Here is a 19,084-nt window from a genome sequence, read left to right on the forward strand (position 1 = left end):
CTAAGACATTTAAATATTCGGGTGGTTCTTTTTAATTATCGGCACACTCAGCTTCGTAGTGCTTATCGCGTTTTCAGTGTATTCGAGTATTTCAAACTACTCTGAAGAGTTTTTGTTGTTTCCCTGATAGTTATATTTGCTAGTTTTGTAGGCGTTTTAGCATCGGTTGGACTTGGTTTTGCATACCTTAAAGTCACCCGAAGAATCACCCATCTGGAAGAATGGGCTCCGGTAGCCTCCGTCATTTTATCGATTGTAACGCTTCTTTTTATCCCTATCGGCACTGTGATCGGGATTTTTCTATTATTGGCTATTTTAAATAGACGTTACCCAAAATAAATTTAATCCCCTCATCGAAAAGCCTTGCCAAAAGGATTTATCCCATTTATCTTCATATTGTGAGGAATTAAGGTCGAGTGGAATATTTTTCATTCGATAGGGTTTTCATAACAATAATCTCGAGGTGGGGCTATGAATAATTTGAGAATGCTTTTTTACTTCGCTTTACTTGCAATCACAAGCACTATTTTCGCTGTTCCATGGACTATTAATTATCAAGGCAAAGTAACAAACCCCGATAGTGTGGCAATAGACTCAACCTGCGAGATACATTTCACTATTTATAACATGGCTTCAGATGGTGATGGTCTGTGGTCGGAAGATCACCCTTCCGTTTCGGTAAACAAAGGTTTATTCGATATTGCACTTGGTTCGATAACTCCCTTCCCTGATTCACTCGATTTCGGAGAGGATTATTGGCTTGAGATTCGGATCGGATCGGAGACTCTCATACCACGACAACCTTTAAACACTGTGCCTTATGCCTTCAGGGCTGCGTGGGCAGATTCTGTCGAAGGGATTTCTTATGTCCATTTTATCGATAGTGTTACTCATATCGATTCCATCTCATTCATCGATTCAATTTCATTTATCGATTCTATAACATATATCGATTCCATCTCATTCATCGATTCAATTTCATTTATCGACTCTATAACATATATCGATTCCATCTCATTCATCGATTCAATTTCATTTATCGATTCCATCGGGTGGGTAGGGCATGTCTCCGCCGCTGATTCAGTAATACGAAGACACATTGCAGGAGACGGCCTTTTGGGGTCGGATTATAACGGCTTTAATCCTGTAACCTGGTCAGCCGATGTAGATAATATATCCTTGCATATCGATGGTTCGGGAAAAATCGCTATTAAAAACCTCGGCGTAATTAATAATCATATTACCGATGAGACTATTCGAAATAACAAGCTTAGTCCTACCGGAGGAACCGAAGGCCAAGTATTGAAGATTGCCGGAGGGGTTGTTCAATGGAGTAATGAGGAAAGTGTCGAGGACCAATACGTCCGAGCGGATGCACTCGATCCATGGCCTGGTTATCTTTTCGATAAAGTGGACCATATGACACTAACAGTCGATGCTATAATGCATAAACTAAAGGTCAGGGACGGTGGAATTACAACTACTCAGATACTCAACGGCACTATCACGAGAACGGATATGGATCTATCTGATTTTACTGCATGGGATATCTTTGAATTGGATGATATCAACGAAGGCGATGTCGCTGGTGGAGATCTTTATGGTAGTTATCCTGCGCCGAGAGTCGGTGCTATTCGCAGTATGCCGATTTCTACGACTATACCAACAACTGATCAGGTGCTGAAATGGACCGGCACGAGTTGGGAGCCCAACGATGATGAATCAACCGATGCTGGAGATATCAACCATAACGATCTTCTGGCACTTCAAGGTGGAACTACGGCACAGTATTATCATCTTACTTTCTCAGAATACAATAATCTAACCACCAATGATGGAGATGTTGATGAAGCCTCTAGCCTTCATCAACACGATAATAGATATTTCACGAAAACAGAACTACAAACCGGCGACGGAACACCACCTAACGCAGGGTCTAATCTCATCCATTGGGAAAATCTTCTCGGCGTGCCTATCGATTTCGCCGATGGCACCGACGACGGCAATTCATACCATGCCGGCCAGGGCCTAACCGAATCGCCGGCACTTACTTTAAATGTTGGTGATGGTGATGGTATTACGGTTCTCTCCGATGCTATTCGTGTCAATGTGGATGACGCTACTATCGAAATTTCGCCGGGTGATCTTGTCCGAGTTAAAGATCTTGGGATTTCTACAACTCAGCTTTCGAATGGCGCTGTCACCGGAGTTAAGATTGCTGATAATGCTATAACAACAACCAAAATTCTGGATTATCAGGTCACAGCTGCTAAGATCAATGCCGGAGGAACCACCGGCCAAGTTCTGAAAAACATAGGTGGTATCGCGACGTGGGCCGATGATGCTGGAATCGGCGATAATTGGGGAGGACAAGTTGTAATACCCGATCCACCTATTTATGGCCAGGGGATAATAGCAGATCATCTTAGAATAAACAGAGCTAATTCCTCAAATGATGGCTATCTGGCTAGTTCCGATTGGAACATTTTCAACAACCATATGACAAACGACGCAGATCTGAACTCTTCAAACGAACTTATTACCTCTGCGAGTTTTGCCTCAGGGACTTCGATTTTGACAATAGTCGATGCCGGTGCAACCCGGAATATCGACCTGTCATCACTCGATGATTCTGGCTCTGACAATCAACTCGATTTGGAAGTTCCAATCACAAGCCTCGGTCATTTTCACTATATTTTCTCACCTTCGGATGACGTTCACGATGCTCTCGACGCACTCGATCAACAGATTTATGATAATGCAGATGCAATAAGCTCTCACACAACTTCCGATAACGACTTTATAATAGGTAATGAGATCGTAACGGGCTTATCCTTTAATACAGGAACACGCAACCTCACAATTTCGCAAAACGCAGGAACATCCTCTTTTATGGTGAATATTCCCGGCGGCGAGGTTACAGATAACTATGCCGACGCTGTAAGTGTCACTGGCACATCGACGAAAACACTTACTATAGGCCGATCGGGCACGCTTTCCGATTTAGTAACTACATTCTCTGATAATAATAGCGGAGGAACGATAACGAACATTGCTACAACCTCCCCTATTACCGGCGGACCGATTAGCACAACCGGAACAATTTCTCTGATTCAAAATGGAGATATACTTTCCGGAGCGGGAATTTCAGTTTCTGGAGGATCAAATGTCCTTCCCGGCTCAGCTAGCGCAACAATCGCACATAGCGATCTTTCTGACCAAACAAGCGTCAACAACAGCGATGGAAACGTTATTCAAGATATAACACTCGATTTTTCCGGCCATGTTACTGGATTAGCTTCCTATAATCTCGATAATAGATATTACACTGAGAGTGAGGTCAGCGGCGCTTTTCTGCGCCTTAACGGCACTAATTCCCCCACAAATACGATAAGTTGGAATGGTCAGAACCTGATTAATGTCAATAAAATATATTGCCAGGAAGTTGACCCGGTTATTTTGATTGGCGATAAGCAGTATTCTACTTGGATGGCGGAAAATATTGGTGTTCGGGTCGAGGTTGTCGGCGAAAATAATATGATCAATGGACATTTCGAGATCGACCTATCAGCCCAAGCAGAAGGTAGCGATCTATGGTTGTTCTATAACGCTGTCGCAGAGAATTCAATTATACCATTTGCTGTTCCACAGGATGAGGTTTACTTGCTTTGCAGAATGGAAGGACCGAGATTCATTGTTAAAGCTATTCACGGCGACCTCGAGGGGCGGTTCAGCTATCGACTGAGCGGTAAACGCATAGATAAAGCGGCAATTCCATATGAAAAACTTAACCGCCTTCAAGATTTCGAATCTCAAATTTACATAGACGCTAACAAATATGATAAAAATGGAAATCCGGAGTAAAACAAACACTTAAAAAAATAGAAAGAAATATTGATGAAATCAACCAACAAATTTCTCCTTATCTTTGTGGTTTTAGCTACAATTTGTGGAACTGTGCTTCCGTTAACTTATTTTCGCGTTTTGGTTGACGGAACAGAATCTGACACTCAAACTCAAGGACAATCGCAGGTTTTCGAGATGGACTGTGATGCCTACGGAAAGGTCATGCTTTCGGTTTATTATGATGTTTCGGGTGATGCTTCAATATCACCGGAAGATTATTGTGCTTTTCTTTTTGGATTCAACGACAATGAAAGCGGATTTCCTTCCGATAGCGACCCTACGGTCGGCGCAATAGAAATGTCCTGGCCTGTTAATTTCCCCCCGGGAGATTTTATAATTATCGCTTATGAGGATGCTGACACGATTATATATCCATATTCAGTCTATGAACCGATCATTATAGATTACTCTTTATCAGGGAAAATAACACTGGAGGGCATTACCCCACCGGATGAATTGCTTCGTCAGGTCTCGGTTGTCGCTTTAGATCTTACAACATTCGAAGCGACAGCTGGCAAATGCGATTCTCTTGGTGATTATACATGTAATTGGTTTGGCGATACTGGCTCGGTAACGATTATGTTTTTCGAGTTACCTTTCGATCGTTGGAATACCGAAGGTCTGATGCCATCGGTTGAAATCTATGGCCATGAAACAGGAGTGGACATTACAATTCCAAGGTATATTCCAGATACAGGTTATTTTAGAGGAAATATTTCCTCGACTTTTTCTGATATAGATTCGCTTATAGTCCTTTACTTATCTTATGATGATAGTTGTGGTGAATCTGATACACTATATATCGATTTAGTAGGAGGGTCTTTCGAGGTTCCTATTTCCACCGGTATGTGTGACAATGTTATTTGCCGATTCGAATATTATAAACTCCCTGATGGAATACTGTGGCCCTGCTCTGATACATGGGAATTTAACCTTTCTGAAGGTTCTTTAGAATACGAATACTACGACACTCTTATACAATCAGACGACACAATATGGTTACAATTCGATTATTACAGTGGCACTCCATCCTTTCCCGCAGAACTTCCACTTAAAATTGACAGTTACGAATTAATGGCGTATTCGCGGGTGACTCTTGAACCGGGAATTCTGACTCCCATTCCAGTTAGAAGCGAAGGGCGTGATGTCGAATACAGAATCTTCAGCAATTGTGAGGATTGTATTCCAGACACTCACGGTATCTGGTTTGTTCCGGATTCTATGGGGCGATATATAAGAATTCTAGCTGGTGATACAGCTCAAACATACATCCGTGCAATGCGCTCGACTTGTGTGGGCACCCTTTTCACTGCTGATGGAGGTATTCTGGATGATCCAGCTCACATAGACCACTATGTTTATCTGGGTTACAATGAAGACAAAGTAATCGATGCGGGAATAGTTAACATACCGGTTTTCAGTGATGCCCTTTATTCTATTCGTCCATGGGCTGAAGGCTACATGACCCAGAATTATATACAAAGATGGATTTCACCGGGGGTAAATAGTATCAATTTCACTATGGCTGAACTCGACAGCTCTTTCGAGATATTCCTGGCCGGAGATTCACTTTTCGCTGGAGACGAAGAATTTCAAGTAAAGGTTATGCATCAAGCTACGGGAAATTTCGTTGATACGCTGGTTTCTGCAGGGACATGGTTTAGCTATCCAATAAGCTCATCACTCGAGGGCGCTTACAGCATTACTATCGGCAACCGCCATTTTATGGGAATTTTCGATTATTATGTAGAAAATAATGGTTCCATTCCAGTTAGAGCAGGAGATAGCCTTACAATAAACATCATCTCGCCTATATCTCATTTTTGTATCGATTGGACAAGAGACATGGATGATATGTGGGAGACCGATGTCTGGATAGCAACACATCACTATGTTGTGAATTATTATCGCGGTTCAGATACAATCCCTGCCTATTTTACGCCAGATGTAATACTTGGAGATATGTCTATTCCGAATATCCGTTGTGGATTCCCTATTTTTTCCGAGGATTTGAATGTGAAAATCGAGCCTGCCTTTGGATATGTTGAAGAGCATGGTTTTATAGCTAACCCAAGGGGATATATACTCGGCCCTTCCATGCTGGCAGACACTATCGATGCTTACTTCAATTATGCTTGCTATCATCTCTGGATAGCGCTTGATGGTTATCCGGCATATTTCCTCGATGATGACTATCTGAGAATAGAAGTAGAAGGCAACGAGATGCCTTCTACTTTGGGCCATCTCTTCCAATGCGAATACAGGCTATTCGATGCCGGCGAGGGTAACCTGTTTGGCTATCATCAGCTTTGTGATGCAGACTGGACAATAAGACTCCCGAGCTCGCTTCCGGGAGGATTCACTCCGGAGATCACAGAAACACTTTTGCATATCACTGACCCGGACACCTTCGATTGGCCGAAAGACACACTACGCATTGCTGTAACGCCCCCTCCCTGTATCCACGGAAGCATTATTATTGAACCCGATCCGTTATATCCAATAGCCACGAGGGAATTATCCATCGGCCTGAAAAACCCTGTTGACGACAGCCTGCTTTATTCGACTAAGGCTTATCGAAATCTCGACGAAATAGAATATATCCTTCTCGATGTGGAACGCGGTGATTACAACGTTGTTGCTGAATATCCATCACCATATTCCTATTTTATATACCCTCAAGAGTTCAATCTTGCCTATTTAAGCGGCGATACCGTATTGAGAGACATATATATAGGTAATGCTTTTGGGGAAATAACTATCAGTTTCGACATAGAACCAAGTGAAATTGAAGGAAGAACACTCATCGCGGATATGCTTCCGCCAGATGACTGGTTCGATATTGTCGCTGAATACTCGATAGAAGATACATCAATGTTTATTAATCTTCCCGATGGTTCGTGGGCGTTCACTGCGCCTATAATTCCCGGTTGGACAGTCTCTCCAGAGGAAACAACTATCGAGATACTCGATAGCCCAACTGCGTTTAACATCTATTTCGATTACATCCCAGATATTTCTACCGGTTATATCTACGGCTTGATGTATCAGGATGAAACAGATCCTTCACCATTCGATCTTAGTGATTTGGTAATAGACCTTTATGACCTTTGGGACACTCCGATCATGGAGACTACAGTCGCACCAACTACAGGGCTCTTTAGCTTCACAGGTGTTCCGACCGGCGACTATTATATCACTATACGTAATACTGGAAGCGCCGAGGCTTTTATTTATCCAGATTTCATCTCGTTATCAGTAGATGCGGAGGAAACGACTTCTGTTACTAGTTATATAGACGAGGCCAATGCCGACCTGATAGTCTCCTTCGAGGGTGTTTTGGCAAGCGAGGTTAGTATCAGTGAAATCGCTTTCAGCACCGATATCCCATATCTCCCATCGAATTTCACTTTACCTTATAACACACATAGAATTGCAGATACCTTTGCAATTTGCGATGGCGCTTGGAGTATCTATGCGCCTTCTATAGATACATTCACTATATCACCAAGCGATACGACTATCGTTATAGATGAATCATATTGCACTCATAATGTGTTTTTCCGCAACACAACCGGAATATTCGATGGTATTGCGAAGCCAGAAGATTTCGATGTGCGAGTCTATCCAAATCCATTCAATTCGAGCTTGTCTATTGAAATCCGTTCTGAAAAATATCGTGCTGAAAATATCGAGATATTCGACATCACCGGCCAGCTTATCGATGTGATACAAATTGGCGAAATCGACCCTAAGAGGATAGATTCACCCAACGGTTGTTCGGTAATCTGGGAACCTTCCGAGGGAACCGGCACGGGGATATATTTTATCAAGGTCTCGAGCGATGGAAGATCGGCGACTTTGAAAGGGCTATATATAAAATAATTGGAGGGTTCGATGTTCGGCGAGAAATATTTCAAATATGTGCTTATAGCCTGTTTAATGGCTATATCGATAAGCCTCTCTAGCGACATTGCCGAGGAATTTTTGGAGATGGATCCTTACAGCGAGGCTATGGGGCTGCGAGATAGATTCTCCAAGCACTATGCCCTCCCCGACGGCAGTTTCCGTGCGTTGATCTTTGGTGGTTCGATTCATTACTTTTCAGAAAACGGCGACTGGCGGGAAATATTAACAGACCTCGCCCCTTCCACAAAAGAGGGATACGCATTCGAGAACACGACGAATAATATAAAAAGCTATTTTCCAAAGGTTTTAAATAGACCCATTATTATTTACAATAATGACTATCAAATAGAGATAATGAAAAAAACAGAGCTGATCGTGCGTGGGCCAGATGGGATTGTTATTTCAAAAAGGGATATCCAAACTGTGAGTTCCAAGGTCGATGGAAACAAAATTCTATACAAAGAAGCACTCGAAGGAATCGATCTTGAATTTTCTATTTGTAATGACTTAGTTAAAAAATCCTATATTCTTAACAATTGTCCGACTATCCCCGAAAACGGAGAATTGGTTTTTAAAGAAACTGTTAGGCTTCTAGATGGATGTTTTCTAGGAAGTCGGGGCCAGCGCATAGATGGCAGCGAGACTCTTCACTCCCAAATAGAAGTTTATAATCGGGACTCCGAACCTGTTTTTGTATTCCCTATAGCAGAGATTTTCGAGAAGGATGACCCATCGGATTGCCTTTTTCCCGATGGCGCTGATTATGGATATAGAGTTAACATTGCAGATAGCGGAAGATATATTATCTCGATTTCCGTGCCTTCGGAATGGCTTAATGCGACCGAAAGGGAGTATCCAGTCGTTATAGATCCATCGGTAACACTCTATGGCGATTGGGGTGGCTGGATGACCTCGGCTGGAGGGTATCTTGAGAACAATCCTATGTATTATGTTTATACGAATTCAACAGGCAGTTATAGAGCTTGGAGTAAGTTCACAACCACCTCTATTCCAGATGCCTCAATAGTTACAGATGTTGACCTTCGCTTATATTGCAATGGTGGAGGAACCGCATCGGCGGCCACCATATCGATTTATGACGTAACTGGCTCCGCAGGACCTTATGGAGGTTATAATTCGACGGCCTATAGCGATTTTGCTACGGGCTATTATACTGCATTTACTTGTACAGATTCTTTCAGGTATTATGGTTATTATGATCTTGGCACATCAGCTGATTCAAACCTACAATCGAGGCTTAGCTCAAATTGGTTCCAGATAGCTCTTATTAACAGCACTTCTACTTGGAAGCGATTTACCTCCAATCTCTCATCGATTTATGTTACCTATACTACTGCTTCGACAACGGTTCGGAGTGTTCCGGTGGGATGGAATTTTTCATCGAGCGCCTGGGGCGGAGCCGCTAACGATTGGGATTACGAATATGAAGCCAGCGATGATTGTGCAGATATTTATAACGGTTGTTCATCGCCGGTCGGATGCACCCCTTCAGGGGGAAGCGGAACTTTTTATCTTTGCAGGGATATATGGGACCGAGATGTTCATTCTACCATGCCTCAAGCTTACGGTTGCTATCATCCCGATTGCGCTCTTGATACACCTACCGGCCATGGAGTGCCGTGGAACCAGGAATATCATTTCTGGATAACAGATGCCAGCCCAAATTCCGGTAGTTATGATCTTCATACTGCTGGTTCCGATATGTGTTATGTTAAACCGGATAATAATTGCGACACCGACGATGTGTATCGCTATATTCAACTTCTGAACGGTTCTACAATAGTGAAAGTTCAGATACCTCTTAATGGAACCTATTATTTCATTATGAGTCACTGCGGAGAGTTGGGACCTTTAGACAGATGTTATGTTCAATACAATTCGGGAACAGGTTGGGTCAATCTGGTTCCAAGTCCATATTATTATAGCACTCTTCCGACGGATTGGACATATACTGAGCTTCAACTTCCAGGTTCACTAAACGGCAAACAGGTATCTTTCAGATTAGTCCACAGCTCACATTACGCAGAAGGTTCCACGCAGAGGTTACAATTTGCAGGTTGGTGGATTGACGATGCCGGTGTTACAACTCATTATAATCCTGGCGCCCTATCTATAGATACTCTTTACGCTTGCGAAGATGGAACCGTGCGAATTAACGTGGCTACCGCGCCATCGGACGGTTATTCCGGATCAGCCACCTATAAATGGCATGAAGACGGCGCTGCCGTTACCGGTTGGTCATCGACAACCTACTATGACGCTTCTCCCGGACACCTTTATACCTGCCTTTCGCGCAAGGGCCCTAACTGGAATCAAATGAGTGGATGGATTAGGGTGCTTAATGTAAATAACACAGTCTCAGCCGGTTATTGGGTTGGAGACACGGACAATAATTGGGACAACTGCCTCAATTGGGGGCAGGGCAAGATACCCGATGCAACTGTTGATGTAATCATTCCATCTTCTGCAACTAACTGGCCCCAAAAAACAGGCGATCTTACTATTGGCACAAATGGAAGAAGTATAACCATGATAGGTTTTTCTCAATTATCAGTAACCGGCAATTGGGTAAATAATGGAACCTTCTCGGCGGCAAACAGCACGGTCAAGTTCGAGGGCACATCTGACACTTACATCCGCGGAACGAGTATGACGACATTCAATGAGGTTGTCATTCCCACTGGAAAAACAGTATATGTGGATAATATTATATCTTCGGGTTACGACTGCGAAGTAAAACATATCGATTTCGGTTCGAGTAGCGGAAGATTGCGGCCCGCCGATGCTCCCTCGATGGAAAACCGCGCGCGGATACACTTCACGGGTTCATAAACAAGTCATGAAGCGCAAATAACCAGATTTCTACCAGATTCTTTGGCTTTATATAAGGCATCATCCGCGCATTTAATAAGACCTTCGAATGAATCACTAGTCCTAGGTGATATCGATGCAACTCCGAGGCTAATCGTTACAAATTTGCTCGCTGGATTCTGTTCGTGCACAATCCCAACATTTTCGACACCGAATCTAATATTCTCGGCTATTTCGAGCGCTGTCTCAATAGCAGTTTCTGGGAGAACAATAACAAACTCCTCACCACCGTAACGCGCAGCAAGATCACCCGGACGAAGAGCAACCTTGTCGAATACCCTTGCAACAGCCTTAAGACACTCGTCACCCATCTGATGGCCGTAGGTATCGTTATATTTTTTGAAGCAATCGACATCGGACATTATGATCGCTACCGGTGTATCGGTTTCTATAGAATTTGCCCATTCTCTCTCGATATATTCGTTAAAAAAGCGTCTATTAGCAATCCTAGTTAAGCCATCGAGATTAGCTAGTTTCTGGAGTTCTTTATTTGCTATACGAAGTTCTTTTGTTCTTTCGGCTACCATATCCTCGAGATGATGCGCGTAATCCTCGATCTTCACCTTAGCCTCTTTAAGTTCGGCAATTATCTGTTCTAAGTGGAACTCTCTGGCCTCCACCTTCATCATCATCATACCAAAATTTTCGGCAAGGTCGGTAAATTTAACCGGAACGTCCTCGCTGGCTGTCATTTTGAACAATTCCTGAGCATCGACATTATCGTAATCACCATAGGCGATTTGTTTTGATAGGGAATTAAGCCTATTTATTAATAAGTCGATTCTTTCTTTGTCAGTCATGCGCTTCCTTTGATAAGTAAATTCTATGTTTCGGTTTTTTCAAGTGTAGCGTTGATTTTACCCTCAGCATGCCGCTTTTCTTGCGTTGCTATATATTTAGTAACTAATTCAATATGAGAATTCGAAACGCTAACTATACCGTATCCTTTTGCCCATTCGAGTTTTTCATCTCGCCCCAAACCTGAAATAAGCTCTGTGGTGCGTTCCTTTATCTCGGAAACGATGTCATCAGGTGCAGCAATCGGCGGCATTGCCACTAAAAGATGCACATGATCTTCGAGAGATTTAGCTGCGATTTGCTTTCCGCCTATACTCGATATAACTTCCTCGATTTTCGTGTCAATCAATTTGATAGTCACGGGATGCAGCTTTTCCCCGGTTTCTATTTTAATGATTATGTGATAGAATAATTCACTGAACGGCATTCTTATACTCCTCCTTTAGAAAGTCTTTCTTTAGCTATCTTAGAGGCAAAAGAGCCTGGCATTTTATCCAATACCCATTTGCATAAGTTAAGGAATTCAGGCGAATCTGGCAAGTGATGTCTATATATTTCCATAATTTTGGTAATAGCTTCCTCTCTCGATTGCCCCACGACAACCGGTTTTTGGGCTATCTTATAAAGAGTCTCTATAGCTTTTTTATATTCACCTAGTTTCAACCAATATATATCCGCTATTCTAAAAAGCGGTATTACTTCCTCTTTATTATCTTCGAACCTTTTTTGATATTCTTCGATAGCTTTCAAGAATTCCTTTTTAAAAACGAAAACCTCGATATCTTCGTAATCGAGTGCATTTTCAGTTTCAACACTATTATTACTAAAAACGAAATCACCAATATCGACAAATGAAAGCATTATTCTCATTCCAATTCCAAAAACGATTAGGGCAATCAAAGCCATGAAAGCTACCCAACAAAAAGGCACCCTAGCGCCTTTCGCCTTGGCAAACGAATAACCGAATCCTATTGCTAGAATAAGAACTAACAATCCCGCCGCATAAATATATAGCATATAGCGTTCTTGATCCGGGCTTTTTCCAAAAAGGAGTTCCTTGATTTTTAGTAAAACACTCATTATTATTCTTATGTATGTTCTTACTACAATAAATACAAGGAGGATCACTTGGTCAAGGTAAAATGGTTGGGACACTCGGCTTTTTTCATCTCCAATAATAAATTCCAAATCCTGATCGATCCTTTTATTTCAGGAAATCCCAGCTCTCCGGTTAAGGCGGAAGATATCGAGGCACAATACATATTAGTCACTCATGGCCATAGCGATCATATCGGCGATGCAATTCCCATCGCAAAAAGGTGCAATTCTTTGATAATAGCTCCAAACGAACTTGGATACTACACCGAAAAAATGGGCACGCGAACTCATCGAATGCACATAGGAGGTAAAGCGAATTTCGACTTTGGCAGCATCAAGCTAACCCAGGCCTTTCATGGAAGTGCTATTATCGAAGATGGCAACATACTCTATACTGGTATGCCTTGTGGTTTTATCATCTCAATTGATGGGAAAAATATATACCACGCCGGTGACACGGGTCTTTTTGGCGATATGAAACTCATCGGAGAAAGAACCCCCATTGATCTAGCTTTATTACCCATAGGGGATAATTTTACTATGGGACCGGAGGACGCATCGTATGCTGTCGATCTTTTAAAACCCAGAATTGCTATACCGATGCACTATGGCACGTGGCCAATTATAGACAAAGACCCTTATCTTTTTCGCGAAGGCGTAAGGAATGGAACAAGCGAGATCGTTATTTTGAAACCGGGACAGGAAATCGAGATTTAATCCATCAATAGCAATCCTTTGGTTTTCCTTAAGGATAAACTTCTATTTGGATTTCTGTTTGTTAAAAAAGGCCGAGGCCAAAAAGCCTCGACCTTCTTTTTTTGAGACAACAGAAAAGATTATTTTATAAGTATGGCCTTTTTTGTTTTTTCACTTCGGTCGTTTGCTACTTTAATCAGATAAACACCACCTGAAACAACCTCCCCCAAGTGATCCTTGCCATCCCATATAATGCATCCTTGCTTTGGTGCAAGGTCAAAAGACCTTACCGATCTACCGGAAATATCGAAAATCTCAAGTCTCGATGGCTCGGCATTTCCCTGGATTTCAATACTGAGTGAAGCATTGAATGGATTAGGCGCGAAATTGAGGCTAAGTTTTTCGGGTTGTTCGACATATTCGTCGATGTCAGAAATATTGGTTACCAATTCGATATCATCTATATACCAGCCTCCAGCAGTGACATGCGCGTCTGAACCAAAGCGAAAACGCACTCTGGCTCTAGGAGCATAAAGAGACAAGTCGAGTGAATCTTTGCGCCATGCAAATGAAGATGAATAACATGGCGTTCCGGCCTCGAAGGGGCTGTCTGGATTATCTCTGATATACCTATTGTAACCGGGCTGAGGTTCGACCTGATGCCACAGCTCTCCCCCATCGATAGAGACCTCGACAATGCCACCATCCCAAGCTTGATAACTTCCTTCATCCTCCGCATCCATGGTATGCCAAAATTTTAGATAAGCGACAGTCCCTAGGTTTAGGTCGGGCGTCGAAAGCGCGCCATCGGCCTGATCGGAGTATTCGCTCCCACTTCCGAAATAGAAACAATAATCACCATCTGTCCAAGGATTGTTCTGGCTAACTCTTGTCCATTCGTTGGTATATCCAACACTTACGATCTTCGACGAGTATCCTCTGCCAGGAACCTCAAAATCCTCAAGATAGCCGGGGTAAATATAAACCTTGAATGACCCCGAAGGTGGAAAAGATGCTACATGGTGCGCGACGGAATTGTCAAAGGCTACTGCCCAATAATCGACAGTATCGCCTCCGGAGGGCATTCCCGGTAACACGCCTGACCATACATCCCAAACATCGGTCTCAGTCAGTGGCTGGGGAGCGAGATCGACAGTTCCAATCCTGCCATAGATACTCGCCAAAGATATTCCTTGATCATCTGAAATATTAACTATCCAACTAGGTGGCCACGCATATTCGAACCAAGGGCCTATAGGCAACGCGCTTATTGTGGGCACTGTGCTGTCTATAATTACATGAAAGGTATGCCACGAATCGGGAGCATCATGCGGCGATGAGAGTGGATTTCCACCGTTGTCTTCGGCTATAATGTAGTAATCGATTGTGCTTCCGCGCCGTTGTGCCGGGACATAGGCTTTAAAAACTCCAAATACATCGGCCATCGATAGGTACGACCAAGGGCCAGAATCCACACGCCAGAAAACGCCAATTGAGTCGGCAGCCACGCCAAGAGTAGCATTAAAAGTCGCCTCGACGCGGTATGTCCCCGTCGTATCCTCAGTATTATTTAATGCCCTATGGTTCACCTCGATATTGAAGCCCGGCCCGATTCCATGGGCGTAATAGCTTTCATAAATAAGTCTGCCATTGGGCGTGCCGTTATAGATATTACCGTCATCATCATCGATATTAACAGTAGCCCAGAAAAATTCCTCAAAATCTTCGGGATACAAAAATCTTGAAAGATGAACAAGCGAATCGGTGAAATATCTGCCTAATTCCTCTCGAATTGGCCACCAGCATGCGCTAATGATCTCGCCATCGGCGTGAACCTCACCATAAAAATCGCCCGGAAAGACCTTAGGGCCGTTAACCCTCCTCATAAACGCTGTCCCCGAGCGATATAAACCACCATCACCCATAAGGGGATTTTCAGTTTTGCTGCAGGCAAAATAATCGCTAAGGGCTTCGTCGATTGCCCCGCTTTGACCTGAATAAGGCAGTGCGCTAGATGGATAAATATTGTGTGTAACACCGTGTGTATATTCGTGGTAAATTACATCGCAGAAAAGCACCATATCGTAAAAAATCGTAGCTCCTCCACCAAAATTTATCCCATAGCCATCCCAGTTGGCATTATCATCCATTCCGGAATAATTCACTGTAACAGGCATCGAATAATCCATACTAGAAAAGCCGAGTGTATCCTTAACATAATTGTGTATTACATTAACGTGGTAATAGGCATTCATCTCATCATCAGGAGAGCTTGAAGTAGTCCAAGAGTGGTTAAATGGCGAGGTGAAGCTTGCAACATTATATAATGCTTCAGAGCCAGCATCGTTATCAACGTGAGCGTATCTACCATAATGAGATGTCGAATATGTAGGCGTGGCAGCGGAAATATCTGTCGCCCAATTACCGGAAATATCGGTATAGATTGGAATGGTATTTAAAGTAACACGCGCAAATTCCCAAGCACTGGTTTCTAGAGGATCATCCTTAAATTCGGAATGATATTTACCATAAACATTTCCAGAATGCTCGGCAGTTCTAAGTTCATTTGAGATCGAAATAATGCTTCCGCTTTGACCATCGACGATAACGCGCCACAACCCCACGGGGTCTTTGGTGAGAATATCGAAAGCCCAGACTCCGACAAGAGAATAAACTTCGACGCCCCAAATTGGGAATAGATATTCGCCCAACATGTCGATGCGAATCGGTTCATCTGTCGGCGCTATCGTGGCAATGGCTTTATTAAGTGCGTATTCCTCGGAAAGGGCGTTCTTATTGGAATATTCTAAAGAGGGAATTAACTTATTCGATAAGAAACTTATGCCACCCGTGGCTGTTATCATCGTAGTTAGATGACAACCCCAAACAGGTATTCCATTTTTGTATTGCTGTAAAGCAACAATAGCGCGATTCCTTGTCCATTTAACAGAGATGATTCCAAGGTCTTCTGTCAGAACACCAAAGAGTCTTTCATTTGAATCGACGAAGTTCAAAAGGGCCGAAGCGGCGTTTTGTTCGTTAACCGAGGAATAACCCTCGATTTGTATTGGATAACCTGTGATCATCCTGAACGTGCCGGTTAGCGGATCGATTCTATAATAACAGGGCGAGGCTGGAAGATTTTCGCCATTGGGAATAGCATTCATTGGCCCAAAAGCAGCAGGCTCAGCTTCAGGCCGCGCGAGTTTAGAATTTTCAAAACTGTAGCTATCGGTTGGCACAAAAGCCAAAGCCGATAAACAAATAACAGATATTATTATGACTCTATAAAGCGACATATCAACCTCCGGATAGTTAATAATTAAATCATCAAAAATAAATCAAACAAATCCGAAGCAAAGTATTCTATCGAGCTACCTTTATTTTATTCTAATAAATCTTGTTATGCTAAGGATATTATGTTTTATTGCAACCCACAAAATTAAAACCTAAAAGATGTCAATTGAATCTCTCGAATGCATTATTTTACAGTGGTATCATAACTGCAATTAACAAAAGGCTTGAAAAACATAGCTTTGATGTTATCATTAAGATATAATGCATAGAGAAATAAATAGACATTATAGGAAATTAGGCTCTGATAAAAAGGGTTTTAAACTTCCTAAATTATTATTTTACCTCTTCGGAGGAGCAGTCTTAGGTTTCCTATTGCCAGCTTTGCTCATCTTTATTGTCTATATACTTTATCAGCCCCAACTACCAGACCCTCAAGTCTTAGAGGATTATCAACCAGCTGTTGTTACTCGCATCTATTCAATAGACGGCGAAGTTCTCGCCGAATTTGCTGGAGAAAAAAGGATTTGGGTACCTATTTCAGAAGTATCCGAAAATATCATTAATGCCATACTTGCGGCGGAGGACAAGAGGTTTTATGAACACTGGGGTATTAACGCGAGCGCCATATTTCGAGCAATTTATGTCGATATAAAGCAAGGCAGAAGAGCACAGGGCGCCTCTACAATTACCCAACAACTTACTCGCGAACTTTTCCTGTCTAGAGAAAAACTGCTTACCCGCAAAATACGTGAAGCCTTGACAGCTCTCAAGATAGAGCGGATGTATTCCAAGTCCGAGATACTCGAGCTTTTTATCAATCAGCAATATCTCGGTAAAGGATGCTACGGTGTTGAAGCGGCAAGCAAATACTATTTTAGAAAAGAAGCGAAAGACGTCGATGAACGGGAAGCCGCTACAATAGCGGGTCTTCTTCAGAGACCGAGCCATTATAGCAATAACCTCAAATTGCTCAAAAGCCGTAGAAACACAGTGCTTTCCCTAATGCTCGACAACGAGATGTTCGATCGAACGACCTATGACAGCCTTTCGGCTCTCGATATAGGTATAGAAGAGGATCAAGAAGCCATTTCGTGGAAAGCACCATATTTCGTCGAGAATATAAGGCAATACATCGAACGCGAATACGGCGAAAGCTATCTCTATGAACGAGGAATAACTATTTACTCGACACTCGATTGGGAACTTCAACAACTTGCGGACACTGTGTTCGCAAAAAAAATCGATGCCCTTGAAAAATGGCAAAGAAAAATACATCACAACGATGACACTGTCTATACGGAGATGGCTTATGACAGCATCTCCGGTGATTCTATTAGGCAATGGAAAGAACTCCAGGGAGCGTTACTAGCTCTTGTTCCGGCCACTGGCGAAATACGCGCGATGATCGGTGGAAGGGATTTCCTTGAAAGCCAATATAACCGTTCTATTCAGGGAGGACGACAAGCTGGAAGCGCCTTTAAACCCTTTGTTTATACAGCAGCTATCGACAATGGATGGACACCGGTAGATACCCTACTCGACACACCCGAAGTATATCCGATGGGAAACGGCGAACTTTGGGCACCCAAAAATTATGACCATGAATATAAAGGCACTATCACTTTAAGAGAGGCGCTTCGAGCTAGCAGAAACGCGGCTACCGTCAAGCTGTGTAATGCTGTCGGTCCTAAAAGAGTAGTTTGGTATGCCAAGCGTATGGGTATTTCGACCGAATTGGAACCGTATCTATCCATTTCTATGGGCACCAGCGATGTTAAGCTAATCGATCTCGTCGAAGCATATGCAGTCTTCCCAAATATGGGAGTTAGGGTTAAACCTACGTCCATTCTTAGAATAATCGATAGAAATGGCAAAATCATCGAAAACCGCACTCCAGTGAAAGAAGAAGTCCTTTCACCTGCCACGGCTTATGTTATGACCAGCATGCTACAGACAGTAGTGGATCATGGAACCGGTTACGCCGCACGACTTATGGGTTTCGATCGACCTGCCGGCGGAAAAACAGGAACAACTGATGATTACTCTGACGCATGGTTTATAGGTTTTACTCCCCAATTATGTTGTGGAGTTCAGGTGGGTTATGACGATTATTCTACTCCTATTGGTAATGGTATGACTGGTTCGCGCGCGGCCTTGCCTATTTGGGCGCAGTTTATGTTATATGCCCATGTCCCCGATAGATATCCGCTTGAAGATTTTCAAATCCCAGCTGGGAAGGTTTCTTTTGTCGATGTCTGTAGCGAAAGCCATAAATTAGCCACAAGTCAATGCCCAAAAGTCATTCATGAAGTATTTGTTATGGGAAAACAACCCACGGATTACTGTCCTCCGGGATTCCACAATAAAGATAACCGCCCGGTATTCGACAGAAGACAACCTCAGAATCAAGATCAAATTGTCCCAAATATGCAGGGAGGAAAAAGAACCTCACCGCAAAAAGGGCGTTTTTAAGAAAATCTATTCTATA

At 42.8% G+C, this 19,084-nt stretch carries 10 protein-coding genes; 5 read left to right on the forward strand and 5 right to left on the reverse strand.

The features are described 5' to 3' along the window. Window positions 1-62 precede the first annotated feature (62 nt). A complete protein-coding gene (locus tag KAH81_07835; protein MCK5833564.1) occupies window positions 63-284 on the reverse strand; it encodes a hypothetical protein in 222 nt (73 codons plus the stop codon). A 187-nt stretch (window positions 285-471) separates the two neighbouring features. Between KAH81_07835 and KAH81_07840 the strand changes: the two genes are divergently transcribed. The 3 genes from KAH81_07840 to KAH81_07850 all read left to right on the forward strand — a co-directional run bounded on the left by KAH81_07840 (window position 472) and on the right by KAH81_07850 (window position 10,668). Next, complete coding sequence (locus tag KAH81_07840) at window positions 472-3,864, forward strand: hypothetical protein (protein MCK5833565.1); 3,393 nt, start codon at window positions 472-474, stop codon at window positions 3,862-3,864. A 66-nt stretch (window positions 3,865-3,930) separates the two neighbouring features. After that, window positions 3,931-7,791, forward strand: a complete 3,861-nt coding sequence (locus KAH81_07845; GenBank protein MCK5833566.1) for a T9SS type A sorting domain-containing protein — start codon at window positions 3,931-3,933, stop codon at window positions 7,789-7,791. A gap of 12 nt (window positions 7,792-7,803) precedes the next feature. Continuing rightward, window positions 7,804-10,668 (forward strand): hypothetical protein, encoded by a 2,865-nt coding sequence (locus KAH81_07850; GenBank protein ID MCK5833567.1) that lies wholly within the window; start codon window positions 7,804-7,806, stop codon window positions 10,666-10,668. A gap of 5 nt (window positions 10,669-10,673) precedes the next feature. Here the strand turns inward: KAH81_07850 and KAH81_07855 are convergent, their stop codons facing one another. The 3 genes from KAH81_07855 to KAH81_07865 form a co-directional block, all read right to left on the reverse strand. Further along, entirely contained in the window at window positions 10,674-11,333 is a 660-nt protein-coding gene (locus tag KAH81_07855) for a GGDEF domain-containing protein (protein ID MCK5833568.1), read from the reverse strand. Between the two features lie 197 nt (window positions 11,334-11,530). Continuing rightward, entirely contained in the window at window positions 11,531-11,932 is a 402-nt protein-coding gene (locus tag KAH81_07860) for a transposase (protein MCK5833569.1), read from the reverse strand. Between the two features lie 2 nt (window positions 11,933-11,934). After that, complete coding sequence (locus tag KAH81_07865; GenBank protein MCK5833570.1) at window positions 11,935-12,585, reverse strand: hypothetical protein; 651 nt, start codon at window positions 12,583-12,585, stop codon at window positions 11,935-11,937. Window positions 12,586-12,633: 48 nt separating this feature from the next. Between KAH81_07865 and KAH81_07870 the strand changes: the two genes are divergently transcribed. Further along, complete coding sequence (locus KAH81_07870; protein ID MCK5833571.1) at window positions 12,634-13,320, forward strand: metal-dependent hydrolase; 687 nt, start codon at window positions 12,634-12,636, stop codon at window positions 13,318-13,320. A 119-nt stretch (window positions 13,321-13,439) separates the two neighbouring features. On the opposite strand, the gene KAH81_07875 is transcribed toward KAH81_07870, so the two are convergent. Next, window positions 13,440-16,598 carry a hypothetical protein gene (locus tag KAH81_07875; GenBank protein ID MCK5833572.1) on the reverse strand — a complete coding sequence of 1,053 codons (3,159 nt, stop codon included), beginning with the start codon at window positions 16,596-16,598 and terminating at the stop codon, window positions 13,440-13,442. A 259-nt stretch (window positions 16,599-16,857) separates the two neighbouring features. Here KAH81_07875 and KAH81_07880 point away from each other — a divergent pair, with 259 nt between their 5' ends. Beyond that, window positions 16,858-19,068 carry a PBP1A family penicillin-binding protein gene (locus KAH81_07880; protein MCK5833573.1) on the forward strand — a complete coding sequence of 737 codons (2,211 nt, stop codon included), beginning with the start codon at window positions 16,858-16,860 and terminating at the stop codon, window positions 19,066-19,068. The last annotated feature ends 16 nt before the right edge of the window (window positions 19,069-19,084 follow it).

The organism is bacterium (genome assembly GCA_023145965.1).
GTDB lineage: Bacteria > UBP14 > UBA6098 > UBA6098 > UBA6098 > UBA6098.